Raw genomic sequence first — 25,076 nt, forward strand, 5'->3', positions numbered from 1 at the left:
CGCCTTGCCGTTCCCCGGGTCCCTCGGCCACCGGTCTGGCCTGCGCGGACGGCCAGTAGACTCTGTGCACGTGACTGGTAAGCCGCGCATTCCGAACGTCCTGGCCAACCGCTACGCCTCCACGGAGCTGGCCGTCCTGTGGTCTCCCGAGTACAAGGTGACGCTGGAGCGGCGGCTGTGGCTCGCCGTGCTCCGCGCCCAGAAGGACCTCGGAATCGAGGTGCCGGACGCCGCCCTCGCCGACTACGAGCGGGTCCTGGAGATCGTCGACCTGGCCTCGATCGCCGAGCGCGAGAAGGTCACCCGGCACGATGTGAAGGCCCGCATCGAGGAGTTCAACGCCCTCGCCGGCCATGAGCACGTCCACAAGGGCATGACCTCCCGCGATCTCACCGAGAACGTGGAGCAGCTCCAGATCCGGCTCTCCCTTGAGCTGGTGCGGGACCGTACGGTCGCGGTGCTGGCCCGGCTCGGCAAGCTGGCCGCCGAGCACGCCGAGCTGGTGATGGCCGGTCGCTCGCACAATGTCGCGGCGCAGGCCACCACGCTCGGCAAGCGGTTCGCCACCGCGGCGGACGAGCTGCTGGTGGCGTACGGACGGCTGGAGAACCTGCTGGGCCGCTATCCGCTGCGGGGCATCAAGGGCCCCGTCGGCACGGCGCAGGACATGCTGGATCTGCTCGGTGGAGATGCGGAGAAGCTGGCCGAGCTGGAGCGGCGGATCGCCACCCATCTCGGTTTCGCGCGGGAGTTCACCTCCGTCGGCCAGGTCTATCCGCGCTCGCTCGACTACGACGTGGTCACCACCCTGGTGCAGCTGGCCGCGGCCCCGTCCTCGCTGGCCAAGACCATCCGGCTGATGGCCGGACACGAGCTGGTGACCGAGGGCTTCAAGCCCGGCCAGGTCGGCTCCTCCGCGATGCCGCACAAGATGAACACCCGCTCGTGCGAGCGTGTGAACGGCCTCGCGGTGATCCTGCGCGGCTATGCCTCGATGACCGGCGAGCTGGCGGGCGACCAGTGGAACGAGGGCGATGTCTCCTGCTCGGTGGTGCGCCGGGTCGCGCTGCCGGACGCGTTCTTCGCCTTCGACGGGCTGTTGGAGACCTTCCTGACCGTGCTCGACGAGTTCGGCGCGTTCCCCGCCGTCATCGCCCGTGAGCTGGACCGCTATCTGCCCTTCCTCGCCACGACGAAGGTGCTCATGGGCGCAGTGCGCGCCGGGGTGGGCCGCGAGGTCGCCCATGAGGCGATCAAGGAGAACGCGGTGGCCGCGGCACTGGCCATGCGCGAGCGCGGCGCCGAGCGCAACGAACTGCTCGACTCGCTCGCCGCCGATGAGCGGATCCCGCTGGACCGGGCCGGTCTTGACGCGCTGATGGGCGACAAGCTCTCCTTCACGGGCGCGGCCGCGGCCCAGGTGAACGCGGTGGTCTCCCGGATCGAGGAGATCGTCAAAGAGCGTCCCGAGGCCGCCGCCTACACCCCCGGCTCGATCCTCTGACGCCGGCGATGACCCCCGCCGAACTCGAGGCCGCCCGCGACCGCCTCGTCCCCGATGTGGTCGCGGACGGTCTGCGGGTCCTCTTCTGCGGTATCAACCCCGGCCTGATGACCGCCGCCACCGGCCACCACTTCGCCCGCCCCGGCAACCGCTTCTGGCCCACCCTCCACGCCTCGGGCTTCACCCCGCGGCAGCTGCACCCGTCCGAACAGTCGGAGCTGGTGCGCTACGGGCTGGGCATCACCAACGTGGTGGCACGCGCCAGCGCCCGCGCCGATGAGCTGAGCGACGAGGAGTACCGGGAGGGCGGCCGGATCCTGGAGGAGAAGGTGCTCCGGCTGCGGCCGCGCTGGCTGGCGGTGGCGGGGGTCACCGCCTACCGGGTCGCGTTCGGCGACAAGAAGGCGAAGATCGGGCCGCAGACGAGGACCATAGGCGACACCCGAATCTGGGCCCTGCCCAATCCGAGCGGCCTCAACGCGCACTGGACACTGACGACGATGGCGCAGGAGTACGCCCGCCTGCGCACCGCCGCCGAGGCGGACGGCTAGCCGCACGCCGGGGACTCATCCGGCGTGCGCAGCCGCTCGCGGCGGCAGGGGGTTTACCCGATCCAGCCGGTGGCGGCCACCACCTCATGCGCGATATCCACGACAGCCCGCCCGTCCGTAGCGACCCTCAACGCGTCCGCAGGGGTCCGCTGATCCAGCAACCGCGCCTTGCGCGTGCTGCTCTCCCACTCCTTCTCCAGCTCCGAGCCGAGTTCCCGGCGCTCCAGCCGTGCACGGGTAGTGGCGTCGGTGGCCGTGAGCAGAACCCTCACGATCCGCACCCGGCCGCCCATGGCCCGCTCGAACATCCCGGTCGCCTCGGGCACCACGCTCAGCGTGTTCGTGTAGATCAAACGCCGGTAACCGCGCCGGGCGTAGTTCGCCCACACCGCGGTCACATTGCTCTCAGTGATCTCCGCACGGTGCGGATCTCCCTCCGGAGCCGGATGCACCTGCCCCATGAAGTCACCGTCGATGACCGCGTGAGGAACCGCCGCGCCCCGCAGCAACGCCGAAACCTCCCACCCCACACTGGTCTTGCCGACCCCGGCCCGTCCTCCGATGAGCAGCACCTCGGCATCGTCCATGGCAGCAGCCTGGCAGCTCATCTCCGTCTCGTGCGATCGAATATCGATCAGCCAAGATCGCGCTCTACGGCTGGAGTACTAGGCAGGCACGCCGGGAGTGATGGGAGGAGGGGCGTCATATCGCGCCCAACTCCCCTATCGCCACCAGCAGCTGGAACGGCAGCTCGCGGTCGCCCTGGCCCACGCCCAGACCGACCCAGCGGCCGTCGAGGCGCCAGACGCGCAGCTCGGGCACGTAACCGCACAGGGTGTCCAGCGGGGGCGGGACCGGCTCGCCCATCGCCGAGCGCTCCAGGGAGTTGGTGAGATCGAGGACGTCGGGGGCGCCCCACCGTAAGGTCAGCACCTGGACCAGGGCGCCCAGCTCGGCCTCGAACTCCTCCAGCACCTCCTCGACCCGGCTCAGATCGGCGTCCCAGAAGTCCTCGCTGACGCGGAGGTCGGCGACATGGAAGCCGGGGCCGCTCGCCACCCATCCGTCGGCGGTCCGCTGTGCGGGGAAGTCCCGCGCGCGCAGCTGATCGATCGTGGCCACATGGTCCGCCGTACTGGTCATGGGGTCAGTAAACCGCGTAGGTCGGACATCTGGCCGCCCGTCAGATGATGTTGGTGGCAGTCGGCCGGACCGGGGTGGGAGGAGGCACTCGCCGCCTCCGCTTCCAGCGGATACGATCCGGCAGATACGCACCTGGAGGGAGACCGACGTTGGGGCGGCTCACCGGCGGGGATCCGTCTCTGCTGCGACGGATCAACTCCGCCGTGGTCCTGCACGCGCTGCGCGCGGCGGGCGCGTCCGGCACGGCCACCGGGGGTGGCCCGGACGACGGGGGCGGCTGCGCCGGGAGCGCGAGCCTCACCGATCTCACCCGGGTGACCGGGCTGTCCCGGCCCACCGTCGAGGGCGTGATCGACGGGCTGGCCGACAGCGGTCTGGTGGTCGAGGTGCCCGCCGAGGAGGGCGGTGTGCGCCGCCAGGGCCGCCCCGCGCGCCGCTTCCGGTTCCGGGCCGAGGCCGGGCATCTGCTGGGCATCGAGATAGGGGCGCACCGGGTCGCCGCGATCCTGTCGGACCTCGATGGAAACGTGCTCGGCTCGATCGTGCGCGAGGTGTCGGAGAAGGCGTCCGCGGACGAGCGGCTGGAGCGGCTGCGCAGCAGCGTCGCGGATCTGCTGCGGCGCGCGGGGGTGGCCCGGTTCTCGCTGCGTGCGGTCGGGGTGGGCAGCCCCGGGGTCGTCGAGGCGGACGGCACCGTGCATCTGTGCACCGCGCTCCCCGGCTGGACCGGGCTGCCCCTGGGCGAGCGACTGCGGCGGTCCTTCCGCTGTCCGGTGCTGGTGGAGAACGACGCGAACACGGCCGCGGTGGCCGAGCACTGGAAGGGCGCGGCGGCCGGTTCGGACGATGTGGTCTTCGTCCTGGCCGGGTTGAGCCCGGGGGCGGGGTCGTTGATCGGCGGGCGGCTGCACCGGGGCTTCGGCGGCGCCGCCGGGGAGATCGGGGCGCTGCATCTGCTGGGGCAGGAGGCCGCCCCGGAGGAAGTGCTCTCCACGACCGGGGAGCCGCTGAACCCGCTGGACGAGGCGCAGGTGGCGCATGTCTTCTCGCTGGCCCGCGACGGCGACGCACGGGCGCGGGCGGCCGTGGACCGCTTCGTCCGCAGGCTGGTGCACGACACGGCGGCCCTGGTGCTGGCGCTGGACCCCGAGGTCGTCGTGGTCGGCGGCTGGGCCGCCGGGCTTGACGGGGTGCTGGCCCCGCTGCGCGATGAGCTGGCGCGCTACTGTCTGCGGCCCCCGCAGGTCACGCTCTCGCTGCTCGGCGAGGCGGCGGTGACCACGGGGGCGCTGCGGCTGGCCCTCGACCATGTGGAACAGGAGCTGTTCGCGGTCGACAGCACGGTGACGACCCGCCGCGCGAGCCACTGACGCGGGACGCGGGGCGGGCATGTGGAGATCGTACGAAGGCGACGGCGCGGGGCGGGCCCGGATCAGCCCGCCAGGAGCTCCTCGCCCGCCGCGTCGCCGAAGGTGAGCCGGCAGGTGTCGGCCCGGTAGGTGGCCACGGCGACGGCCGCGGGGCGGCCCTGGGCCAGATAGCGGGTGGTCACGACGAGGACGGGGGCGCCGGGCAGCCGGTCGAGCTCCTTGGCGTCGTCCGCGCGGGCCGAGCCGAGCTCCACGGTCTGCTCACGGCCCTCCAGCTCCAGCCGGCGCAGCTCGCGCAGCACGGCGCGGGCGCGGGCCAGCCCGCTGGGGGTGTCGATGGCGGCGAGGCCGGGGACGGAGTCACCCGGGACATACAGCAGCTCGGCGGCGAGCGGCTGGCCGTGGGTCATCCGGGTGCGGCGCACCCGGTGGACGGGGGTGTCGGGGGTGAGCTCCAGCAGCCGGGCGACCTCGGCGGGCGGCACGGCCTCGACGCTCTCCACGGTCTGCCAGGCGTCCTCACCCGAGGCGTCGGTCCAGCCATGGGCGTAGTCCCCGACGGCCACGCCGACGCGGGGCGGGGCGACGGTGGTGCCGACGCCGCGACGGCGCTGGAGCCGGCCCTCCAGCTCGAGCTGCTCCAGGGCCTGTCGGAGGGTGGCGCGGGCGACACCGAAGCGGGCCGCGAGCTCGCGCTCGTTGGGCAGGATCTCCCCGACCGCGAACTCCGAGTCGAGAGCGTCACTGAGCACGGTCTTCAGATGCCAGTACTTGGGCTCAGGCACCGATTCCAGCCGCGTGGTCCCCACTCTGTCCCCCTTGTTTTCGATGGCCGACAGTCCTGCGCGCCTTCACAGTTATGCGCGCTTCTTTATTAAAGGTTGTTGCAGTATCAATGCGACCATAAGGCGGTGTGCGGACTTGGTCAAGACCAATCCCTGACCGGTTATCGTCGGTGACCGTCGGAGCGAGTTGCGTTATGGGGCGGGAGCTGAGCACGCGGATGGGCGAGGACCAGGTCACGGTGGTCACGGGGGGCAGCCGCGGCATCGGCGCGGCGGTGGCGGTGCGGCTGGCCCGCGCCGGGCACAGCGTCGCCATCGGCTACGAGCGCGCACAGGACGCGGCCGAGCGGTGGGCGGCGGCGGTGCGCGCGGAGGGGGTGCGGTCGATCGTCGTCCAGGCCGACACCAGCGACGCGGAGCAGGTCGAGGCGATGTTCGACCGGGTGCGGGAGGAACTTGGCCCGATCACCGGGCTGGTCAACAACGCCGGGATCACCGGGCCCTTGGGCCGCTTCACCGAGACCTCGCCCGAGGTGATGCGGCGCGTCGTGGACGTCAATGTGACCGGGGCCCTGCTGTGTGCCCGGCGCGCGGCGCGCGAGATGTCCACGCGCCACGGCGGACAGGGCGGCGCCATCGTCAACATCTCGTCGGGCGCGGCGACGACCGGCAGCCCCGGGGAGTATGTGCACTACGCGGCCAGCAAGGCGGCGGTCGACGCGATGACCGTCGGGCTGTCGAAGGAGCTGGCGGCCGAGGGGATCCGGGTCAACTCCGTCCAGCCCGGGATGACGCTGACCGACATCCACGCGCGGATGGGCGATCCCGAGCGGCCGTGGCGGGTCCAGGGGCGGGTGCCGATGGGGCGGCCGGGCGAGCCGGAGGAGATCGCGGGTGCGGTGGCGTGGCTGCTGTCGCCGGAGGCGTCGTACACGACGGGGGCGGTGCTGCGGGTCGCGGGCGGGCTGTAACGGGACGCGGGGTGGCTCAGCGGGACGCGGGCGGGGTCCAGCGGGTCGCGGGCGGGCCGTAGCGGCGTCTCACACGGTACGGACAGCGGGGCCGTGCCGCTGCCGGCCACCGGACTACCTTCCGGTAACTCTTGCTGACATGCTGTCTCATACGCTGCGTGCGCCTGCCGGAACGCCGATCGCGAGGAGCCACCCATGCCCGCGTCCCTCTCCTTTTCCGTCGCCTCCCCGGGCGGCCCCCGCGCCGCCCGGGTCGTCCACGAACGGCGTGGCGCGGGGCGGCCGTTGGTGCTGCTGCACGGAATCGGCCACCACTGGCAGGCGTGGGAGCCGGTGCTGGACATCCTCGCGGCCGACCGCGATGTGATCGCCGTGGATCTGCCCGGCTTCGGGGCCTCGGACGCGCTGCCGGACGGCATCCCGTACGACCTCGAAGGCGTCATACCCGTGCTCGGCGCGCTCTTCGAGGCCCTCGGCGTCACACGCCCCGATGTGGCCGGGAACTCGCTCGGCGGACTGCTCGCCCTGGAGCTGGGCCGGGTCGGCCTCGTACGGTCCGTCACCGCGCTGTCCCCGGCCCGGTTCTGGACCGAGGCCGAGCGCCGCTACGCCTTCGGGGTGCTGTCCATGATGCGGGCCGGCGCGCGGGCGCTGCCCCCGCCGGCGGTGGCGTGGCTGGCCCGCCGCGCGGCCGGCCGGGCCGCGCTGACCGGCGCCATCTACGCCCGGCCCGCGCGGCGTTCGCCGGACGCGGTCGTGGCCGAGACCCGGGCGCTGCGCGAGGCGGTCGGCTTCGACGCCACGCTGGCCGCCGGGAGCTCCGGGCTGTTCACCCATGACCTCCCCGATGTCCCGGTCACCATCGCCTGGGGCACCCGCGACCGGCTGATGCCGCGCCGCCAGGGCGTCCGCGCCAAGCGGGTGATCCCCGGCGCCCGGCTGGTCCGCCTCCCCGGCTGTGGCCACGTGCCCATGAACGACGACCCCGCGCTGGTCGCCCGCGTCATCCTGGACGGCAGCCGCTGACCGCCCCGCCGGCTCGGCATCCCCGCCCCCGCCCCCGCACCGCGCACGGTCGTGGTGTTTCTCGGCACGGACGCCCGGTTATTCACTGGGCGTTCGAATGAGCGGCACCTTGCACCGATAACAAACACAACAGCACAGCGGTTCTACGAGCAACGGGAGGCACCAATGGGGCGGGAATCGGGCAGAGGGATCGGGCGGCGCACGGTGTTGCAAGGGTCGGCGGCCGCCTCGGCGGCGCTCGCGGTGCCCGCCGTGGCATCGGCGGCGTCGGCCGCGTCCGGCGCGCCCGCGCAGGCGCTCCCGGGGCGTCCGAGCGCCCAGTGGGGCGTGCAGGTGGGCGATGTGACGGCGTCGTCGGGGCTGGTGTGGGTCCGCTCCGACCGTCCGGCCCGGGTGATCGTGGAGACCTCCGCGACCGAGTCCTTCACACGAGCCAAGCGGTGGCACGGCCCGCTGGTCGGCCCCGGCACCGACTTCACCGGGCGCACCGCGCTGCACGGTCTGCCCGCCGGGAGCCAGGTGCACTACCGGGTGCTGCTGGCCGACCCGGAGGACCCGCGCCGCACCGGCGAGCCGGTGCACGGCACCTTCCGCACGGTTGCCGAGCGCCGTAAGGACGTGCGTTTCGTCTGGTCGGGCGATCTGGCGGGGCAGGGCTGGGGCATCAACCCGGACCACGGCGGCTACCGGATCTTCGAGGAGATGCGCCGCCGCGAACCGGACTTCTTCCTGTGCAGCGGCGACAACATCTACGCGGACGGCCCGATGGCGGAGACCGTCGCACTGCCCGACGGGTCCACCTGGCGCAATCTCCTCACCCCCGAGAAGACCAAGGTCGCCGAGACGCTCGACGAGTACCGCGGCAACTTCCGGTACAACCTGCTCGACCCCGCGCTGCGCCGGTTCCACGCCGAGGTGCCGACCATCACCCAGTGGGACGACCACGAGGTGCTCAACAACTGGTACCCGGGCGAGATCCTGGTCGACGACCGCTACACCGAGAAGAACGTCGATGTGCTGGCGGCCCGCGCGCGCCGGGCGTTCGCCGAGTACTTCCCGATCAGTACGCTGCGGCCGGACGCGAGCGGCCGGGTCTACCGGGTCCAGCACCACGGCCCGCTGCTGGACGTCTTCGTGCTGGACTGCCGCACCTACCGCGACGCCAACTCGCCGGGCCGCCAGCCCGAGGACACCCAGGGCATCCTGGGCGCCGAGCAGTTGGCGTGGCTCAAGCGCGAGCTGTCGCGCTCGCGGGCGGTGTGGAAGGTCATCGCCTGCGATATGCCGCTCGGCCTGGTGGTTCCGGACGGGGACACCGACTTCGAGGCCGTCGCGCAGGGCGACCCGGGCGCCCCGCTCGGCCGTGAGCTCCAGATGGCCGAGCTGCTCCGGCACATCAAGCACCGGAAGATCACCGGCACGGTGTGGCTGACGGCGGACGTCCACTACACCTCGGCGCAGCACTACGACCCCTCGCGGGCGGCGTTCAAGGACTTCGCGCCGTTCTGGGAGTTCGTCTCCGGTCCGCTGAACGCGGGCGCCTTCCCCGGGGTGAAGCTGGACGGCACGTTCGGGCCCGAGCAGAGCTTCGTCAAGGCGCCGACCCGGGCGAACGTCTCGCCCGCCGAGGGGTTCCAGTTCTACGGCGAGGTGGACATCGACGGCGACAGCGCCGAGATGACGGTCCGGCTGCGCGAGGACGGGGGCAAGGTGCTCTTCACCAAGGTCCTCCGGCCGGGCCTGGTCGGCCAGTAACCGTGCGCGCGGCGCGCGGCCCCGTACGGCACACCGACGGGGCCGCGCGCCGTAAGGGCGCCGCCACGCCGTAAGGCCGCCGCCACGCCGTAAGGCCGCCGCGTTCCGGTGCCGGGCGCCGTAAGGGCGTCGCGTTCCGGCGCCGCTCACCGTAAGGCCGACGCGTACCGTATGGGCATGGGATCCACCGACACCCCAGGTCCGGCCTCCCGGCTCACCTATCCGGAGGTGGGCGCCACCCGGCGGTGGCCGCTGCCCTCCGGCTATCGCCATCTGCGGGTACGGACCCATGTGGGCCATGGGCGGGCCACGTTCGAGGCGGCCGGGCGGGCGGTCCTGGACTGGCGGATGCACCGGGCGGTGGGGGTGTCGATCCGTGCCGCGGATCCGGTGGCCGCCCCGGGCCGGCCCGTCGTGGTGGGCCTGGGGGTGGGGCGGCTGCGGCTGCGCGCGCCGTGCGAGGTGGTGTGGACGGTCGCGGAGGAGACGCGGACCGGCTTCGCGTACGGCACGCTGCCCGGCCATCCGGAGCGGGGCGAGGAGTCGTTCGTGGTGACCCTGGAGCCGGATGGCTCGGTGGTGCTGACGGTGACGGCGTTCAGCCGCCCGGCCTCCTGGTTCAGCCGGGCCGGAGGGCCGCTGGTGCCGCTCTTCCAGCGGGCGTACGCACGACGGTGCGGGAGGGTACTACGCACGTGGGCGGTAGGGTGAATGAAACCTCCGACTTCAACCTTTTGATTTCGGACAAAATAAGCTTCTGTTATCAGATGCGCTCTTAACTCATAGGTCACAGTCCGTTCGTGATCACGCAACACCTTTGCGCAAGGGTGTTTGCATGACATTTCGAGCGACCCCCGAGCCCCCTTCCCGGCACCGCCCCCGCCGGCGGCACGATCTGGTCGCATGGTGGTCACGGCGCCAGGGCCACGCACCGCCGGACACCTCACCCCCGCCCGCGGCCGACGCGCACACCGGCCCCGCCGCGGGCGCCCCGGAGACCACGGCCCCCGAGGCCACCACGCTGTGGCGGATGCGCACGACCGTACGGGACGAGCCGGGCGCCCTGGCCGCGCTGTGCGCGGCGCTGGCCGGGCACCGGGTCGACATCCTGGCCCTCCAGACCCATCCGCTGACGGACGGCACGGTGGACGAGTTCCTGCTGCGCGCGCCCGATACCCTGCCGTCCGGCGGGCTGGCCGACGCCGTCGCCGCCGCGGGCGGCCGCGACACCTGGACCGAGCGGGCCGACACCCACGATCTGGTGGACGCGCCGACCCGGGCGCTGACCCTGGCCACCCGCACCGCCCTGGACGCCGCGGAACTCCCGCTCGCCCTGCGCCAGCTGTTCGGCCGCTGCACCATCCACTCGGTTCCCGCCAAGTCCCTCAGCGGCCGCTCCCTGGACTCCACGCCGCCCGCCGAAGGCATCCTGGAGGAGACGGTGATGCGGCTGCGCGACCCGTCCGGCGGCGCGATCGTCATCGAGCGGCCGTATCTGCCGTTCACCCCGACCGAGTTCGCCCGCGCCCGCGCGCTGGTGGAGCTGGACGCCCGGCTCGGCCCGCGGATCCCGCACGACGGCGATGTGCTGACGCTGCCCGAGGGCAACGCCATCACCGTGCGCCGCGCCGACACCGGCGATCTGGACGCGGCCCGCGAGATGCACGCCCGCTGCTCCGCCGCGACGCTCGGGCTGCGCTACCACGGGCCGGTCGGCGACGCCGACCGCTACCTCGCCCATCTGCTGAGCCCGCGCTTCGGCCGCACCCTGGCCGCGTACACCGCCTCCGGGCGGCTGGTCGCCCTCGGCCACCTGCTGTGGGACGGGGACGAGACCGAGGTCGCGCTGATCGTCGAGGACGAGTGGCAGCGACGGGGCGTCGGCGGGGAGCTGCTGCGGCGGCTGGTCGCGATGGCCGCCGAGACCGGCTGCGAGAGCGTCTACGCCGTCACCCAGTCGGCCAACACCGGCATGGTCGCCGCGATGCGCGCCCTCGAACTGCCGCTTGACTACCAGATCGAGCAGGGCACCCTGGTGCTCAGCGCCCGCCTCGACCCGGCACCGGCGCCCGAGCCGGTCCTGCCTCTGCCGCTGCCGGCCCCGCCGCATTCGCGCTGAGGCCGGCCGGGGTCCCGTGCCCCGTCCGGCGGTCCTCCTGCCCCGCCGGGCGGCCGTCGAGTGCCCGGTCCAGATCGCGCCACAGATCCTCGACGTCCTCCAGCCCGACCGACATCCGCAGCAGCCGGTCGCCGATCCCGGCGGAGCGGCGGTCCCCCTCGGCCACGATGCGGTGGCTGATGGAGGCCGGGTGCTGGATCAGGGTGTCCACGCTGCCCAGGCTCACCGCCGGGGTGATCAGCCGCACTCCGCCGATCACCGCATGCGGATCGCCGCGGGTCTCGAAGGCCAGCATCGCCCCGCCGATCCGCGGATAGTGGACGCGGGCCACCCGGGGATCGGCGGCCAGCCGCCGGGCCAGCTCGCCCGCGGTGGCAGAGGCGGCCCGCATCCGCACCGGCAGCGTGGACAGTCCGCGCAGCAGCAGATATCCGGCGAGCGGATGCAGCACTCCGCCGGTGGCGAACCGCACCCGGCGCAGCGTCCGGGCGAACTCCTCGTCACAGGCCACCACGCCGCCCATCACATCGCCGTGTCCGCCGAGGTACTTGGTGGCGCTGTGCAGGACGAGGCCCGCGCCCCGCTCGGCCGGACGCTGGAGCACCGGTGTGGCGAAGGTGTTGTCCACGAGCAGCGGGACCGTGCCACAGGAGTGGGCGACGGCCCGCAGATCGAGTTCGGCGAGTGTCGGATTGGCCGGGGTCTCCACCATGACAAGGCCGGTGTCGGGGCGGATCGCGTCCGCGATCCCGGCGGGGTCCACCCAGGTGACCTCGGTGCCCAGCAGCCCGGTGTCCAGCAGATGGTCGCTGCACCCGTACAGCGGGCGGACCGCCACCACATGGCGCAGCCCCTGGGCCCCTCGCGCCAGCAGACACGCGCTGAGCGCCGCCATGCCGCTGGCGAACGCGACCGCGCTCTCGGTGCCCTCCAGCCGGGCCAGAGCGGTCTCGAAGCGGGCCACGGTGGGATTGTCCAGGCGGGCGTAGACCGGCGGGCCGTCCGGCCGGGCGCCGGTGGCGGCGAACGCGTCGATCCTGGCGGCCTCCTGGCGGCTGTCGTACGAGGGATAGGTCGTCGACAGATCCAGGGGTACGGCGTGCAGGCCCATGGCCGGAAGGTCCTCGCGCCCGGCGTGCACGGCCTCGGTGGCGAACCCCTGCCGTCCGGCTTCGCCGCGAGGATCCCGCGCGCTCGGTGTGGTCCGCGTGCCCGGTGTGGTCCGCGTGCGCCCTGTGCTTCCCGTGCTCTCCCTGATGTCCATGCGGTGAAGGGTGAACAACGACCGGGTTCTGCGGGCTGATGTCCGTGCTACGTTCGGCCGATGCCCGAAACCGTCGCTCTCGATCCGGTGGACCTCCGGATACTGCGACTGCTCCAGAACGACGCCCGGACCACCTACCGCGATCTGGCCGCCCAGGTCGGCGTGGCGCCCTCGACCTGTCTGGACCGGGTGGCCCGGCTGCGCCGCTCCGGGGTGATCCTCGGCCATGAACTCCGCCTGGACCCCACCAAGCTGGGGCGCGGTCTCGAGGCCCTGCTCTCGGTGCAGCTGCGGCCGCACCGCCGGGAGCTGGTCGGCCCGTTCGTGGAGCGGATCCGGGCACTGCCCGAGTCCCGGGCGCTGTTCCACCTGGCCGGGCCGGACGACTATCTGGTGCATGTCGCGGTGGCCGACACCGCCGATCTCCAGCGGCTGGTGCTGGACGAGTTCACCTCGCGCCGCGAGGTGGCCCGGGTCGAGACCCGGCTGATCTTCCAGCAGTGGAGCTGCGGCCCGCTGCTGCCGCCCGCGCGAGACGGCTCAGCAGCCCCGTAGCACACTCCTGTTCCCATGCGTCACATCCCCTTGGTGCTGACGCCGCACCCCGGAACGTACGAGGATGGGCCGCATGTCCGATACCAAGAACGCTCCGCTGCCCCGTCAGGTCGCCGACAGCTATGTCGACGCCCTCATCGAACTCGACCCGATCACCGGCACCTACCTGGGCGTTCCCGAGAGCTCCCGGCGCCTTCCGGACTACTCCCCCGAGGGGGCCAAGGCCGGCGCCGACCTGGCCCGCGCCACCCTGGACCGGCTGGCCGAGGCCGAGGCGCGCCCGGGCGCGGACAGCGACGCCGAGCGCCGCTGCGCCCGGCTGCTGCGGGAGCGGCTGACCGCCGAACTCGCCGTGCACGACGCCGACGAAGGGCTGCGCGCGGTCAGCAACCTGAGCTCCCCGCTGCACTCGGTGCGCGGCATCTTCACCGTGATGCCCGCCGAGACCGAGGAGGACTGGTCGGCGGTCGCGGCCCGGCTGCGCGCCGTACCGGCCGCGCTCGAGGGGTATCGCGCCTCGCTCGCCGAGGGGCTGCGGCGGGGCCTGCCGGGCGGCCCCCGGCAGGTGGCCACGGTCCTGGAGCAGCTGGCGGAGTGGATCGGCACGGACGGCGGCTGGTTCGCCGACTTCACCGCCGAGGGCCCCGACGCGCTGCGCGGTGAGCTGGACGAGGCTGCCGCGGCGGCGACGGGCGCGCTGGTCGCGCTCCGCGACTGGCTGCGCGACACCTACGCCCCGGGGATCGAGGGCGCCCCCGATGTGGTGGGGCGTGAGCGCTACCGCCGCTGGGCCCGGATGTGGAACGGCACCGATCTCGACCTGGACGAGGCGTATGCGTACGGCTGGTCGGAATTCCACCGCATCCACGCCGAGATGCGCACCGAGGCAGAGAAGATCCTGCCCGGCGCCGACCCGTGGGAGGCGCTGCGCCACCTCGACGCGCACGGTGCGCATATCGAGGGCGTCGAGGAGACCCGGGTGTGGCTCCAGGAGCTGATGGACGAGGCCATCGAGAAGCTGAACGGCACCCACTTCGATCTGGCCGACCGGGTCAAGCGGGTGGAGTCGATGATCGCCCCGCCGGGCAGCGCGGCGGCGCCGTACTACACCCAGCCGTCGGTGGACTTCTCCCGCCCCGGCCGGACCTGGTTGCCCACGATGGGCGAGACCCGCTTCCCCGTCTACGACCTGGTCTCCACCTGGTACCACGAGGGCGTCCCCGGTCACCATCTCCAGCTCGCCCAGTGGGCGCACGTCTCCGACCAGCTCTCCCGCTACCAGGCCACGGTCGGCATGGTCAGCGCCAACGCCGAGGGCTGGGCGCTGTACGCGGAGCGGCTCATGGACGAGCTGGGCTATCTGTCGGACCCGGAGCGGCGGCTGGGCTATCTGGACGCGCAGATGATGCGGGCGCTGCGGGTGATCGTCGACATCGGGATGCACCTGGAGCTGGAGATCCCCGCCGACTCGCCCTTCCACCCCGGTGAGCGGTGGACCCCGGAGCTGGCGCGCGAGTTCTTCGGGCTGCACTGCGGACGCCCCGCGGACTTCCTCGACAGCGAGCTGGTGCGCTATCTCGGGATGCCGGGCCAGGCCATCGGCTACAAGCTCGGCGAGCGGGCCTGGCTGACGGGGCGCGAGGCCGCCCGTAAGGCGCACGGCGACGCCTTCGACGCCAAGAAGTGGCATATGGCGGCGCTGTCGCAGGGTTCGCTGGGGCTTGACGACCTGGTGGAGGAGCTGTCGGCGCTCTGAGCTCGGTGAGCTCCTGGTGAGGGCGTGGGCGGGCGGCATCCGTGCGGCCCGCCCACGCTAAGCGGATCGGCGGAATGCGGCTGCGGTTCGGTGGCGCCCCGCAGGGGCGCGGGGCTGTGTCGATGTGCGGCTCCGCCGCGCGGGCGCGACCGGCCACGACGGCGCCGGGGACGATCGACGGCAGGTCAGGGCACTTCCAGCGGAGCGCTTAGTGCGCGGCGGCCGTCCGGTGCCGTACGGCCGAGCCCTCGCGGCCCTTGACGACCTCCAGCTGGGCGGGGATCCGCCGGCGCAGATCGGCGACATGGCTGACGATGCCGACCGTACGGTCCCGTTCGCGCAGCGCGTCCAGCACGTCCATGACCTCGTCCAGGGTCTGCTCGTCGAGACTGCCGAACCCCTCGTCGATGAAGAGGGTGTCCAGGCGGACCCCGCCCGCCTCGTCGGTGACCACATCGGCCAGGCCCAGCGCGAGGGCGAGCGAGGCGGAGAACGTCTCGCCGCCGGAGAGGGTGGCGGTGTCGCGCTCGCTGCCGGTCCAGGCGTCGATGACATGCAGTCCGAGACCGGAGCGGCCGCGCCCGCCGGAGCGGGCGTCGGAGTGCACCAGGGTGTAGCGCCCGGAGGACATGTGGCGCAGCCGTGCGCTCGCCGCCGCCGCGACCTGCTCCAGCCGGGCCGCCAGGACGTACGCCTCCAGCCGCATCCTGCGCTCGTTGTCCGCGGAGGTGCCCGCCGCGAGCGCGGCGAGGCGGGCGATCCGGTCGTGGTCCGCGCGCAGCGGGGCCAGCCGGCGGGCGTCGGCGACCGCCCGCGCGGAGAGCGCGTCGAGCTCCTCGCAGCGGGTGCGGGCCGCGGCGTCCGCGGCCGAGACCTCGCGCAGCGCGCGGGTGGCCGCGTCGGCCGCCGTCCGCGCCGCCGCGGGGTCGGCGGGCGGCGCCTGCGCGGCGGCGAGCACCCTGGGGTCGGACAGCTCGGCCGCGACCGCCGCCGACTGCGTCTGCCATGCGTCGAGACGGCGGCGGGCCTCGCGCTGCCGGTCCGGGGGCAGGACGGCCCCGGCGGCCTGCTCCGGGGTCTCGAACCCGGCCCGGTAGGCGGCGTCGGCGAGCCGGGCGTCCGCCTCCTTCAGGCGGCTCGCGGCCGCCTCCGCGCCCCGCGCCGCCTCGGCGGCGTGGGCCAGCAGCCCCGCCTGCCGCTCCAGCCGCGCCGCCCGCTGTCCGACGGTGGCGTCCGCGCCGCGCGCCCGCTCCAGCTCCGCCAGCAGGTCGGCCCGCTCCCGGGCCAGGGTCTCGCGGCGCGAGGTGCGGGCGGCCGCCCGGCGCTCGGCCTCCTGCCGCTGGGCCGTACGGCGTGTGTGCTCGCCCTCGGCCCGGTCCAGGGCCGCGCGGGCGGCGTGCCCGTCGGCCGCCGCATCGCGGGCCTCGGCGTACGCGGCCCGCAACTCGGCCAGGGCCCGGTCGAGTTCGGCCGCGTCCTCGCCCTCCGCGGTGGCCTCCGCGGCCGCGCGGGCCTCCCGCAGCCCGTTCCGCGTACGCTCGGCCTCCTCGCGGACCTCCTCGGCGCGCTGATACTCCGCCAGCGCGCCCTCCTCCGCGGCACGGTCCACATGCCCGGCCCCGGGCCGAGCCGGGCTCGGATGCCCGGTCGCGCCGCACACCGCGCAGGGCTCGCCCGCACGCAGCCCGGCCGCCAGCTCGGCGGCGATGCCGCGCAGCCGGGCCTCCTTGAGGTCGAGCCAGCTCTGGCGCGCGGCGGCGGCACCCTCCCGCGCCCGCAACAGCTCCTCGCGAGCCCGCCCCTCCTGCCCGGCGAGCCGATCCCGCCGCCGGGCGGCCTCGAGACGCCGCTCGGCGGGCTCGATCCGCCCGCCGAACTGCTCGGCCCGGGTGGCGGCCTCCTGCGCGGCCTCGACCCCCCGCTGATGTGCCCGGTGGGTCTCCTCCCATCCGGCGAGCCACTCGGCGGCTTCCTCGATCGCCTCGTCGTCGGCGCGGGCCTCCCGGTCGAGCACGGCGATCTCGGCGACGACGGCCGCCGCCCGCGCCTCCCCCCGCCGAGCGGCCCCCAACGCCCCGAGCTCCTCCCGCACCCGCCGCTCGACCCGCCCCAGCCACTCGGCATCGGCCTCGGCGAGCACCACCGCCACACCCGCACCTTGCGGACCGGCACCCCGCCCGCCATCACCGGCCACACCCGCCGCCGCCCCGCCACGACTCGCCTGGGGCACCGCGGGGTACGACGCACCCGCATTCCGCGCCCGCGTGGCGGCGGCTCCGCCGCCGGAAGGTCCGGCCTGCGACACGCCGGGCCCGCCCGAGGCGGCAGCATCGCCACCCGGTTCCCGGCCCGACACGCCCGCCCCGGAACCAGCCCGCCCACCTGCCGCCTCGTTGTCGGCGGGAGTGACCCGCCCGGTGGCACGCACACCCGACCCGTCCACACCCGCGGACGAGACGGCCCCCCGCGCTTGGTCCGGCGCCCGGCCGGGCACACCCTGGCCCGACGAGCCCGTTCCGGTACGGCCGTCCCTGACCGTCTGTCCCATGAGGCGCCCTTGCGGGCCGGGTTCCTCGGAGGCCGACGGCCCCGTTCCGGGAGCCGCCCCGGCCCAGGAGCCATCCGCGTCCGCGTGCGGGGCGGTGTCCTCCGGGGGCGCGGTGGCCTGTGCGGGCAGGGGCGCTTCGGGTGAAGTCGCCGGGGCGGCGGGGGTGCGTTGGTCGGGGATGTCCGGGGTCGGGGCGAGGGGCATGGCCGCCAGGCCGGGTTCGGCGGACAGGCGGGCGCGGGCCCGGCGTTCGGTGGTTTCGGCGGTGTGGTGGTCACGGGCCGCGGCGGTGCGGAGGTCGAGCGCGGGGACCACCGCGTCGGCCGCGTGGGCGCGTTCCAGCAGCTCACGCAGCCGGTCATGGTCGGGCCGCTGCCGTTCGAGGTCATCCGCCCGGCGCCGCGCCTCGGCGTGGCGGCGCTGGAGTTCGGCCCGTTCATGTGTCGCGTCGGCGGCCCGCTGGGCGGCGTGGTGGGCCTCCTCGGCGGCCCGTACGGCGGAGAGCGCGATGTCCCGCCGTTCGCGCGCGCCCGTGCGGGCGACCGCGGCCCACTCCAGGACGGCGTCGGCCAGCCCCGGCTCACCGGGGGTCAGCTCGGGCAGCGGATGCCCGTCGAGCTCCGCCGTGCGGCCCGCCGCCTGCGCCATCCGGTGGGCGAGCGCGAGCAGCCGCTCGTCCCCGGCCGCGACCCGCTTCTCCGCCACGCGCCGCAGCTCCGCCAGCCGTTCCTCGACGGCGGCGAAGCGACCGGTGTCGAACAGCTTGCCCAGCAGCTTGCCGCGCGCCAGCTCGTCCGCGCGCAGAAAGCGGGCGAAGTCTCCCTGCGGCAACAGCACCACCTGGCAGAACTGCTCCCGGCTCATGCCGACCAGCTGCGCGATCTCCTCGCCGATCTCCTGATGCGAGCGGCTGAGGGCCTTCCACTCCCCCGCCCCCGCGCTGGTCGAGGATGTCGCCGGGGCGTACTCGCGCAGCAGGGTCTGTGCCTTCTCCCGCGTCATCCCCGTGCCCCGCTTCTTGGGGCGCGGCTGCTCGGGGCGCCGGGTGATCTCCAGGCGCCGCTCCCCGACGGTGAATTCGAGTACGACCTCGGTCGGGGTCAGCGGTTCGGCATGGTCGCTGCGCAGCGAGAGTCCACTGCCCTGGCGGGCGCCGGGCACCTGCCCGTACAGCGCGTAGCAGACCGCGTCCAGGACGGACGTCTTACCGGCGCCGGTCGGCCCGTGCAGCAGGAACAGCCCGGCGGCGGACAGCTCATCGAAGTCGATCTCCTGCGTGGCGCCGAACGGGCCGAAGGCCGTGACAACGAGCCGGTGCAGCCTCATCGCGCCGCCTCCCCCGCCGTCGCCGCCGCCACGCCGTCCTCCTCGCTCGGCACAACGCCCTCGTGCGCCGCGCTCCGTACCGTCTCCAGCGCGTCGCCGAGCAGCACCCGCTCCGCCTCGTCCGGGCCGCGGCCGCCGCGCACATGCGCCACGAAGTCCTCGGCGATCTGCCGGTCCGAGCGGCCGCGCAGCCGCTGTGCGTACGAGGCGAGCGGGTCCTCGGGGGGCCGCTCGGGGTCGAAGACCAGGGTGAGCACGTGGGGGAAGCGCCGCGCCAGCCGGGCCATCGGCTCATGCGGCCGCACCGCGTCGGTCAGCGTGGCCTCGACCCACGCCTCCTCGTGGCGGTCGAGGTCCGGGTCGGCCAGCAGCTCCTCGATCAGGCCGCGGATCCGGGCCAGCGGCCGCGGCACCGGGCACTCCACCCGTTCGCACGACGGTGCCTCGCCCGCCGCCCCCAGCTCCACCACCCACATGGACTTGCGGTGCGCCGTCTCGGAGAAGGAGTACGCGAGCGGGGAGCCCGAGTAGCGGATGCGCTCGGTGATGGCCTGGCAGCCGTGCAGATGGCCGAGCGCGGCGTAGTCGACGCCGTCGAAGACCTCGGCGGGTACGGAGGCGACTCCGCCGACCGTGATGTCCCGCTCGCTGTCGCTGACCGCGCCACCGGTGACGAACGCGTGCGCGAGGACGACGGACCGGGTGCCGGACGGGCGGGTGGCGAGGTCGGCGCGCACCCGGTCCATGGCGGCGCCCAGCACCGCCGTATGACCGGCCGCCGAGGCGCCCAACTCCTCCCGCACCAGGCCGGGTTCGAGATAGGGCAGCCCGTAGAAGGCCACCTCGCCGTGGTCGCCGGAGAGGACGACGGGGGTGGCGCATCCGGCGGGGTCGGTACGCAGATGGATCCCGGCCCGGTCGATCAGCCCGGCGCCGACGCCGAGACGGCGGGCCGAGTCGTGGTTGCCGGAGATCATGACGGTCGGCACATCGAGGTCCGCGAGCCGGTGCAGGGCGTCGTCGAAGAGCTCGACGGCGGCAAGCGGCGGCACGGCCCGGTCGTAGATGTCGCCCGCGACGACCACCGCGTCGATGTGTCGTTCGCGCACGGTGGTGACGAGGTGGTCGATGAACTCCCGTTGCGCGGCAAGGAGGCTGACCCGGTGAAAGGACCGGCCGAGGTGCCAGTCGGAGGTGTGCAGAATTCTCACAAGCGGTCTCCGACCTGCACTTCTGTCCTTCCTCCACCCCACTGGCCAGCATCACGCCCGCGGCGTCGGGACGACGCGGGCACCGACCACGTTAGCCGCGGTCGGTGCCTCGTCTCTCACGGACCTCGTATTTCCCGCCCGTGTCGGGGTCCCGGACGTCGTGGTCCTGGATGTCGGGGTCTGGATGTCGGGGTCCCTGACATCGGGGTCCCGGAGGCCGCCCGGCCTCATGCGTCCTGGTACGCCTCGCCGCCGAGCTCCAGGGTGGCGGTACCGGCGGTGGTATCCGCCAGCCAGTCGCGGAAGGCGTCCACATCCGCGTCGGGCAGCCCCAGTTCGATCGTCACGGCCGCGGCGTAGCGCACCTCCCGGACCGCCCGGCCCGTCGCCCGCAGATCGTTCTCCAGCTTTCCGGCGCGCTGGTGGTCGACGGTGACGGTCACCAGCCGGAACCGCTGCCGGGTGACGGTGCCCAGCGCGTCGAGCGCCTCGCCGACCGCGCCGCCGTAGGCCCGGATCAGACCGCCGGCGCCGAGCTTCACGCCCCCGAAGTAGCGGGTGACGACGGCCACGGTGTACCGCACCTCGCGCCGCAGCAGCATTTGCAGCATCGGCACCCCCGCGGTGCCGCCCGGCTCGCCGTCGTCGCTCGCCTTCTGCACACCGCCGTCCGCGCCGATGACATAGGCGAAGCAGTTGTGGGTCGCGGTGGGGTGCTCCTTCCTGACGCGCTGGATGACGTCCTGCGCCTCCTGCTCGCTCGCGGCGGGCGCGAGCGTGCAGAGGAAGCGCGATCTGTTGATCTCGATCTCGTGCACGCCCTCGCGCGCGACCGTCCGATACCGCTCCTGCATCAGGCCACCCTATGTCCCGGCTCCCCTGCCATGGTCACCGCTATCAGCGGGTACGGCACGGGAGCCGGGCGGCGGCTACGAGCGGACACGGCCGTGAGCGGGCACCGCCCATGGACGGGTGTCGCCATGAGCGGGCACCGCTATGAGCGGGCGGCGTCCCGTGGGAGGGCGGCGGCGTCCGGGTCAGCGGCCCAGGGCCTTGGCCAGCTGGTCCTTGGTCATGTTCGAGCGGCCCTCGATGCCGCGCTGCTTGGCCTCGTTGTAGAGCTGGTCGCGCGTCGGGCCCTTGGGGCCCGTCCGGCTGCCCGAGCGCTGGCCGCCACGCTGCGGCGCGGACTTCGGGTCCTGGGTCGAGGTCCTGCTGGCGGACCTGGACTCCCCGGTCCGGGCACGCTCCTTGTTGACCGTACGGGCGGCCATCTCCTTCGCCCGGCCGGCGGAGGCACCGCGCTGCTCCGCGCTTTCCTTGATGTGCTCGTACTGCCGCTCGCGCTTACGGCTGGATCCTGCGGGCATGGTCTCTTCCTCTCCTTCCGCCCCCTCGTTCGGTCACGGCCGACGGATCAGGATCGCCGACCGCAGAAGTCGGGTTCCCCCCGCTTCCTCCCCTATAACCAGCATGCGTCTCCTGGGCGTCGACCGGATGCCGCGCGGTGCGCATCACGCGGGATTGGTCTTTCGGCAGTGTCCGCCGGTCCCCCGCTTTCATAGGGTCACCTCCACGAGTCGCGCTGATCACGCAGGTGGGGGACATGACGACAACACACGGAACCGGGTCCGCCGACCGCCCGCGGACCGGCCGGGCCGCCACGTGGGCCGCCGCGGCCTGGGCCGCCCCCTGGGCCGGATACCTCCCGTTGGCGGCCACCATCGCCGCCGCCGGGTTGAGCGTGGTCAGCCTGTGGTGGGTGGTACCCACAGCGCTGTGCGCGTTCACGGCGGGGTGGCGCCCTGGACGGACGTGGTCCACGGCCGTGGGGCTGATCGGGGCGGTCGCGGCCGGTGTGGTGGCGGTCGCCGCGGTGCCGTCCTGGATCACCTGGGCCGATCGCTTCGTGGCGGTGGTGGCGGGGGCGGTCGTACTGCCGTGGTTCGTCGGGCGGTTCTGCCGTCAGTACCGGGAGTTGGTCCGGGCGGGGTGGGAGCGGGCCGCCCGGCTGGAGCGCGAGCAGCGGCTGATCGCCGAGCAGGCCCGGCTGCGGGAACGGGCCCGTATCGCCCAGGACATGCACGATGTCCTCGGCCATGAACTCAGCCTGATCGCCCTCTCGGCCGGAGCCCTCAAGCTGGCGCCCGGACTGGCGGACGGCCACCGGGAGGCCGCCCGGGACATCAGGGCCAGGGCGGCGGCCGCCGTGGACCGCCTCGGCGAGGTGATCGGCGTACTGCGGCAGGAGCCGGACGGAGCGCCGCAGGAGCCGGACGGCGACGGTGTGGCGGAGTTGGTCGAGCGGGCGTCGGCGTCGGGGCTCGCGGTCCGGCTGCGGATCGAGGGCGAGACCGGTGTACCCGGCCGGACCGGTGTACCCGGCGAGCCCGGCGAGCCGCTGCCGGACGTGGAGCGCGCCGTGCACCGTGTGGTGCGAGAAGCACTGACCAACGTGGCCAAGCACGCGCCCGGCGCGGAGGCGACCGTCCACGTCCGGCACACGCCGGAGGAGACCGAGGTCCGGGTGGCGAACGGCCCCGCGCCCACCGCCACGCCGGACCGCCCCGGCGGCGCGGGCTTCGGCCTGATCGGCCTGGACGAGCGCGTCCGGCTGGCCGGTGGCACCTTCGACTACGGCCCCGAGTCGGGCGGCTTCGCCGTCCGCGCCACGTTTCCCCCCACCCGCGCGGCGCGGCGGCCGACACATGCCACGGCCGCCCACCCTCCGTACGCCGCGAACGGCACGGGGCGCGCCGACGTCCCGGACGGCCCGGGTGGCGCGAGTGGCGCGAGTGGCGCGAGTGGCGCGAGTGGCGCGAGTGGCGCGGACAGCCCGCACAGCGCGGGTGACGCGGGTGACACGGACCGCCCGAACGCCGCGAACGGCGCAGGCGACACGGACGCCCCGGACCGCGCGAGTGGCGCCGACGACCCGGATCGCTCGCATGGCCCGGGTAGCACGGACACCTCGGACCGCCCGGACGGCGCGGGTAGCCCTGATGCCCCGGACCGCCCGGACTGCATGAACGGTGCAGGTGGCAGGGATGACGCGCACACCCCTGACCTCCCGCACACCGCGAATGCCTCGGGTGGCGCAGACGTCCGGTACCGCCCGGACCGCCCAAACGGCGCGGATGGCCCGCACACCCCACACACCGCCAACGGCGCGGGTGGCGCGGGTGGCGCAGACGTCCCGAACCGCCCGGACCGCCGGAACGGCGCGGACCGCCCGCACACCCCGGACCGCCCCGACGCCCCGCACCGCACAGATGGCCAGCACGCCCCGAACACACCGCATCGCCCACACACGCCGCACCGCGCAGATGCCCCGCACGCGCCACATACCCCGCACCGCGTAGGCGCCCCTCAGACCCCACACACCCCGCACGCCCCCGGCAGCCCGGTGGGCGACGGCGCCCCGGTGGGCGACGACCATCGGCGTGCGCGTCGCCGTCTTGGCCGCACGCTGGTCGCCGCCCTGATGGTGCCGCTGGTCGCGGCGGCCCTGCTGACCGGGGCGCTGCGGGTGTGGGACACGCTGAAGGCCCGGGAGTCGGTACTGGCCCCGGACGGCTACGCCCGTCTGCGCATCGGGCAGGACCGTGACCGGATCACGCCGTATCTGCCGAAGCGCCAGACCGGCCACCGGCCGACGGCCGCCGAGCCGAGGGGAGCGGGTCTTGTCTGCGAGTACTACGCGATGACGGCCGACCCCTTCGACGACCGGTCCGGGGATGTGTACCGGCTGTGCTTCCGCCACGGCACCCTCGTGTCCACCGACGCCTTCACCGGGACGGGTGTCCGATGATCCGGGTCCTGATCGCCGACGACGAGCCGATGATCCGTGCGGGCATCCGGGCCGTGCTCACCACCGATCCGGAGATCACCGTGGTCGCCGAGGCGGGCGACGGCCACCAGGCGGTGGAGTTGGTGCACCGCCACCGCCCCCGGGTGGCCGTGCTGGACATCCGTATGCCCGGCACCGGCGGGATCGAGGCGGCCCGGGAGATCCACCGGACGGCTCCGGCCACCGGCGTCATCATGCTGACCACCTTCGGCGAGGACGACTACATCCTCCAGGCGCTGGGCGGCGGCGCCACGGGCTTCCTCATCAAGTCCGGTGAACCGGAGGAGCTGATCGCCGGGGTGCGCGCGGTGGCCGATGGCGCCGCCTATCTGTCACCGAAGGTCGCGGCCCGCGTCGTGGCGCATCTCGCGTCCGGTGGCGCGGGGGCCCTGGCCGCCCGCCGTACGGCCGCCCGCGAGCGGGTCGACGCCCTGACCGCCCGGGAGCGGGAGGTGCTGGCCCTCCTCGGCGGCGGGCTGTCCAACGGTCGGATCGCCCGTCGGCTCCAGGTCGTGGAGGGGACGGTCAAGGCCCATGTGAGCTCGATCCTGGCCCGGCTGGGCGTGGAGAACCGGGCGGCCGCCGCCGTCGTGGCCCATGAGGCCGGAATCCTTCCCCCACCGGCGTCCGAACAGCGCTGACACCGCCCGTCCGGCCACAGGCCCCGCCACGACCAGCACCGCCGCCACCACGGCGGCGGCCATGAGCGCACCGGCGGCCACATCGTGCGGGTAGTGCACCCCCACCGCCACCCGCAGCAGCGCCACCACCCCCGCCAACGGCAGCGCCACCGCGGCGAGACGCGGCCTGAGCACGGTCAGCCCGACCGCGACCCCGGTGGCCAGGGTGGCGTGGTTGCTCGGGAACGACCAGTCCCCCGCCTCGGGACACTCCGCCACCGCCGCGACTCCCCGTACCGCCCGACACGGCCGCTCCTCGTCCACCACCAGCTTCACCGTCTCGCTGACCGCGTAGGCGGCCACCGTGCCCACACCGGTGAGAACGGCTCCGGCCACACCGGACGCGTCCCCGCGCCGGAACGCCGACCACCCCGTCCACAGCAGAAGCAGCCCCAGCGCCACCAGCGTGCCCTCGGTGGCCGGTTCCAGCAGCGCCCCGGCCCACGAGGGCGCCCCGGCCACCGCGTCGGTCACCGCGCGGTACACCGACACCGAGGCGCCGCTCCTGACCTCCGTCCGATGCACGTCGCCCAGCCCACCGGGCGACAGCCACATCACCGCTCCGGCCCCCGCGGCGCACAGCGCCACCGAGACCAGCAATCGACGGCCGAAGCCGTATCGCGTCCTTGTTTCCATGGCCCGTGACCGTAGGAACGGCGGCG

At 74.0% G+C, this 25,076-nt stretch carries 20 protein-coding genes and 1 pseudogene; 12 read left to right on the forward strand and 9 right to left on the reverse strand.

What is annotated here, in order from left to right; all coding sequences use genetic code 11:
• The first annotated feature begins 70 nt into the window (after nt 1-70).
• Nucleotides 71-1,504 carry an adenylosuccinate lyase gene (gene purB, locus NQU54_RS35310; protein WP_257634581.1) on the forward strand — a complete coding sequence of 478 codons (1,434 nt, stop codon included), beginning with the start codon at nt 71-73 and terminating at the stop codon, nt 1,502-1,504.
• Nucleotides 1,505-1,512: 8 nt separating this feature from the next.
• On the forward strand, nt 1,513-2,055 hold the full coding sequence (gene mug, locus NQU54_RS35315) for a G/U mismatch-specific DNA glycosylase (protein WP_257634582.1): 543 nt from the start codon (nt 1,513-1,515) through the stop codon (nt 2,053-2,055).
• A 53-nt stretch (nt 2,056-2,108) separates the two neighbouring features.
• Here the strand turns inward: mug and NQU54_RS35320 are convergent, their stop codons facing one another.
• Entirely contained in the window at nt 2,109-2,642 is a 534-nt protein-coding gene (locus NQU54_RS35320; RefSeq protein ID WP_257634583.1) for a DEAD/DEAH box helicase family protein, read from the reverse strand.
• 115 nt (nt 2,643-2,757) lie between these two features.
• Entirely contained in the window at nt 2,758-3,198 is a 441-nt protein-coding gene (locus NQU54_RS35325; protein ID WP_257634584.1) for a hypothetical protein, read from the reverse strand.
• 149 nt (nt 3,199-3,347) lie between these two features.
• Here NQU54_RS35325 and NQU54_RS35330 point away from each other — a divergent pair, with 149 nt between their 5' ends.
• The gene (locus NQU54_RS35330) at nt 3,348-4,568 is read left to right on the forward strand and encodes an ROK family protein (RefSeq protein ID WP_257634585.1); all 1,221 of its coding nucleotides are present in this window, start codon (nt 3,348-3,350) and stop codon (nt 4,566-4,568) included.
• A gap of 62 nt (nt 4,569-4,630) precedes the next feature.
• Here the strand turns inward: NQU54_RS35330 and NQU54_RS35335 are convergent, their stop codons facing one another.
• Nucleotides 4,631-5,377 (reverse strand): GntR family transcriptional regulator, encoded by a 747-nt coding sequence (locus tag NQU54_RS35335; RefSeq protein WP_069867351.1) that lies wholly within the window; start codon nt 5,375-5,377, stop codon nt 4,631-4,633.
• Nucleotides 5,378-5,571: 194 nt separating this feature from the next.
• On the opposite strand from NQU54_RS35335, the gene NQU54_RS35340 reads away from it, so the two are divergent.
• From NQU54_RS35340 to NQU54_RS35360, 5 genes are all read left to right on the forward strand, one after another.
• Nucleotides 5,572-6,324 (forward strand): SDR family oxidoreductase, encoded by a 753-nt coding sequence (locus NQU54_RS35340; RefSeq protein ID WP_257634586.1) that lies wholly within the window; start codon nt 5,572-5,574, stop codon nt 6,322-6,324.
• A gap of 195 nt (nt 6,325-6,519) precedes the next feature.
• A complete protein-coding gene (locus NQU54_RS35345) occupies nt 6,520-7,350 on the forward strand; it encodes an alpha/beta fold hydrolase (protein WP_257634587.1) in 831 nt (276 codons plus the stop codon).
• A 165-nt stretch (nt 7,351-7,515) separates the two neighbouring features.
• Complete coding sequence (locus NQU54_RS35350) at nt 7,516-9,105, forward strand: alkaline phosphatase D family protein (protein ID WP_257634588.1); 1,590 nt, start codon at nt 7,516-7,518, stop codon at nt 9,103-9,105.
• Between the two features lie 177 nt (nt 9,106-9,282).
• Complete coding sequence (locus NQU54_RS35355; protein ID WP_167505111.1) at nt 9,283-9,816, forward strand: DUF1990 domain-containing protein; 534 nt, start codon at nt 9,283-9,285, stop codon at nt 9,814-9,816.
• Nucleotides 9,817-9,940: 124 nt separating this feature from the next.
• Nucleotides 9,941-11,224, forward strand: a complete 1,284-nt coding sequence (locus NQU54_RS35360; protein ID WP_257634589.1) for a GNAT family N-acetyltransferase — start codon at nt 9,941-9,943, stop codon at nt 11,222-11,224.
• On the opposite strand, the gene NQU54_RS35365 is transcribed toward NQU54_RS35360, so the two are convergent.
• Entirely contained in the window at nt 11,145-12,488 is a 1,344-nt protein-coding gene (locus NQU54_RS35365; RefSeq protein WP_257634590.1) for a trans-sulfuration enzyme family protein, read from the reverse strand. The genes NQU54_RS35360 and NQU54_RS35365 overlap by 80 nt on opposite strands.
• Before the next feature lie 60 nt (nt 12,489-12,548).
• Here NQU54_RS35365 and NQU54_RS35370 point away from each other — a divergent pair, with 60 nt between their 5' ends.
• Nucleotides 12,549-13,043, forward strand: a complete 495-nt coding sequence (locus NQU54_RS35370; RefSeq protein ID WP_257634591.1) for an Lrp/AsnC family transcriptional regulator — start codon at nt 12,549-12,551, stop codon at nt 13,041-13,043.
• 73 nt (nt 13,044-13,116) lie between these two features.
• Nucleotides 13,117-14,799 carry a DUF885 domain-containing protein gene (locus tag NQU54_RS35375; protein WP_069867358.1) on the forward strand — a complete coding sequence of 561 codons (1,683 nt, stop codon included), beginning with the start codon at nt 13,117-13,119 and terminating at the stop codon, nt 14,797-14,799.
• A 208-nt stretch (nt 14,800-15,007) separates the two neighbouring features.
• On the opposite strand, the gene NQU54_RS35380 is transcribed toward NQU54_RS35375, so the two are convergent.
• The 4 genes from NQU54_RS35380 to NQU54_RS35395 all read right to left on the reverse strand — a co-directional run bounded on the left by NQU54_RS35380 (nt 15,008) and on the right by NQU54_RS35395 (nt 21,254).
• A complete protein-coding gene (locus NQU54_RS35380) occupies nt 15,008-18,673 on the reverse strand; it encodes an AAA family ATPase (RefSeq protein WP_257634592.1) in 3,666 nt (1,221 codons plus the stop codon).
• Nucleotides 18,670-19,884 (reverse strand): exonuclease SbcCD subunit D, encoded by a 1,215-nt coding sequence (locus NQU54_RS35385; RefSeq protein ID WP_257634593.1) that lies wholly within the window; start codon nt 19,882-19,884, stop codon nt 18,670-18,672. The genes NQU54_RS35380 and NQU54_RS35385 overlap by 4 nt, the downstream gene beginning before the upstream one ends.
• Before the next feature lie 227 nt (nt 19,885-20,111).
• Entirely contained in the window at nt 20,112-20,738 is a 627-nt protein-coding gene (locus NQU54_RS35390; RefSeq protein WP_257634594.1) for a YigZ family protein, read from the reverse strand.
• A gap of 183 nt (nt 20,739-20,921) precedes the next feature.
• Nucleotides 20,922-21,254 (reverse strand): plasmid stabilization protein, encoded by a 333-nt coding sequence (locus tag NQU54_RS35395; protein WP_079259803.1) that lies wholly within the window; start codon nt 21,252-21,254, stop codon nt 20,922-20,924.
• A gap of 236 nt (nt 21,255-21,490) precedes the next feature.
• On the opposite strand from NQU54_RS35395, the gene NQU54_RS35400 reads away from it, so the two are divergent.
• Nucleotides 21,491-23,695 carry a sensor histidine kinase gene (locus NQU54_RS35400; RefSeq protein WP_257634595.1) on the forward strand — a complete coding sequence of 735 codons (2,205 nt, stop codon included), beginning with the start codon at nt 21,491-21,493 and terminating at the stop codon, nt 23,693-23,695.
• A complete protein-coding gene (locus NQU54_RS35405) occupies nt 23,692-24,375 on the forward strand; it encodes a response regulator transcription factor (protein ID WP_257634596.1) in 684 nt (227 codons plus the stop codon). Before NQU54_RS35400 ends, NQU54_RS35405 begins: the two co-directional genes overlap by 4 nt.
• On the opposite strand, the pseudogene NQU54_RS35410 reads toward NQU54_RS35405, so the two are convergent.
• Nucleotides 24,337-25,050: pseudogene (locus NQU54_RS35410) on the reverse strand (phosphatase PAP2 family protein); the annotation flags it as partial. The gene NQU54_RS35405 and the pseudogene NQU54_RS35410 sit on opposite strands and share 39 nt — an antisense overlap.
• Nucleotides 25,051-25,076 lie beyond the last annotated feature (26 nt).

This window comes from Streptomyces malaysiensis subsp. samsunensis (assembly GCF_024519315.1).
Lineage (GTDB): Bacteria > Actinomycetota > Actinomycetes > Streptomycetales > Streptomycetaceae > Streptomyces > Streptomyces malaysiensis.

What these genes read in the sequence shown, in the direction of transcription:
- NQU54_RS35375 (WP_069867358.1), top strand. Translation starts at nt 13,117, where the DNA reads ATGTCCGATACCAAGAACGCTCCGCTGCCCCGTCAGGTCGCCGACAGC.
- NQU54_RS35340 (WP_257634586.1), top strand. Translation starts at nt 5,572, where the DNA reads ATGGGCGAGGACCAGGTCACGGTGGTCACGGGGGGCAGCCGCGGCATC.
- NQU54_RS35345 (WP_257634587.1), top strand. Translation starts at nt 6,520, where the DNA reads ATGCCCGCGTCCCTCTCCTTTTCCGTCGCCTCCCCGGGCGGCCCCCGC.
- NQU54_RS35370 (WP_257634591.1), top strand. Translation starts at nt 12,549, where the DNA reads ATGCCCGAAACCGTCGCTCTCGATCCGGTGGACCTCCGGATACTGCGA.
- mug (WP_257634582.1), top strand. Translation starts at nt 1,513, where the DNA reads ATGACCCCCGCCGAACTCGAGGCCGCCCGCGACCGCCTCGTCCCCGAT.
- NQU54_RS35320 (WP_257634583.1), bottom strand. Translation starts at nt 2,642, where the DNA reads ATGGACGATGCCGAGGTGCTGCTCATCGGAGGACGGGCCGGGGTCGGC.
- NQU54_RS35350 (WP_257634588.1), top strand. Translation starts at nt 7,516, where the DNA reads ATGGGGCGGGAATCGGGCAGAGGGATCGGGCGGCGCACGGTGTTGCAA.
- NQU54_RS35380 (WP_257634592.1), bottom strand. Translation starts at nt 18,673, where the DNA reads ATGAGGCTGCACCGGCTCGTTGTCACGGCCTTCGGCCCGTTCGGCGCC.
- NQU54_RS35390 (WP_257634594.1), bottom strand. Translation starts at nt 20,738, where the DNA reads ATGCAGGAGCGGTATCGGACGGTCGCGCGCGAGGGCGTGCACGAGATC.
- NQU54_RS35365 (WP_257634590.1), bottom strand. Translation starts at nt 12,488, where the DNA reads ATGGACATCAGGGAGAGCACGGGAAGCACAGGGCGCACGCGGACCACA.
- NQU54_RS35395 (WP_079259803.1), bottom strand. Translation starts at nt 21,254, where the DNA reads ATGCCCGCAGGATCCAGCCGTAAGCGCGAGCGGCAGTACGAGCACATC.
- NQU54_RS35325 (WP_257634584.1), bottom strand. Translation starts at nt 3,198, where the DNA reads ATGACCAGTACGGCGGACCATGTGGCCACGATCGATCAGCTGCGCGCG.
- NQU54_RS35400 (WP_257634595.1), top strand. Translation starts at nt 21,491, where the DNA reads ATGACGACAACACACGGAACCGGGTCCGCCGACCGCCCGCGGACCGGC.
- NQU54_RS35405 (WP_257634596.1), top strand. Translation starts at nt 23,692, where the DNA reads ATGATCCGGGTCCTGATCGCCGACGACGAGCCGATGATCCGTGCGGGC.
- NQU54_RS35360 (WP_257634589.1), top strand. Translation starts at nt 9,941, where the DNA reads ATGACATTTCGAGCGACCCCCGAGCCCCCTTCCCGGCACCGCCCCCGC.
- NQU54_RS35355 (WP_167505111.1), top strand. Translation starts at nt 9,283, where the DNA reads ATGGGATCCACCGACACCCCAGGTCCGGCCTCCCGGCTCACCTATCCG.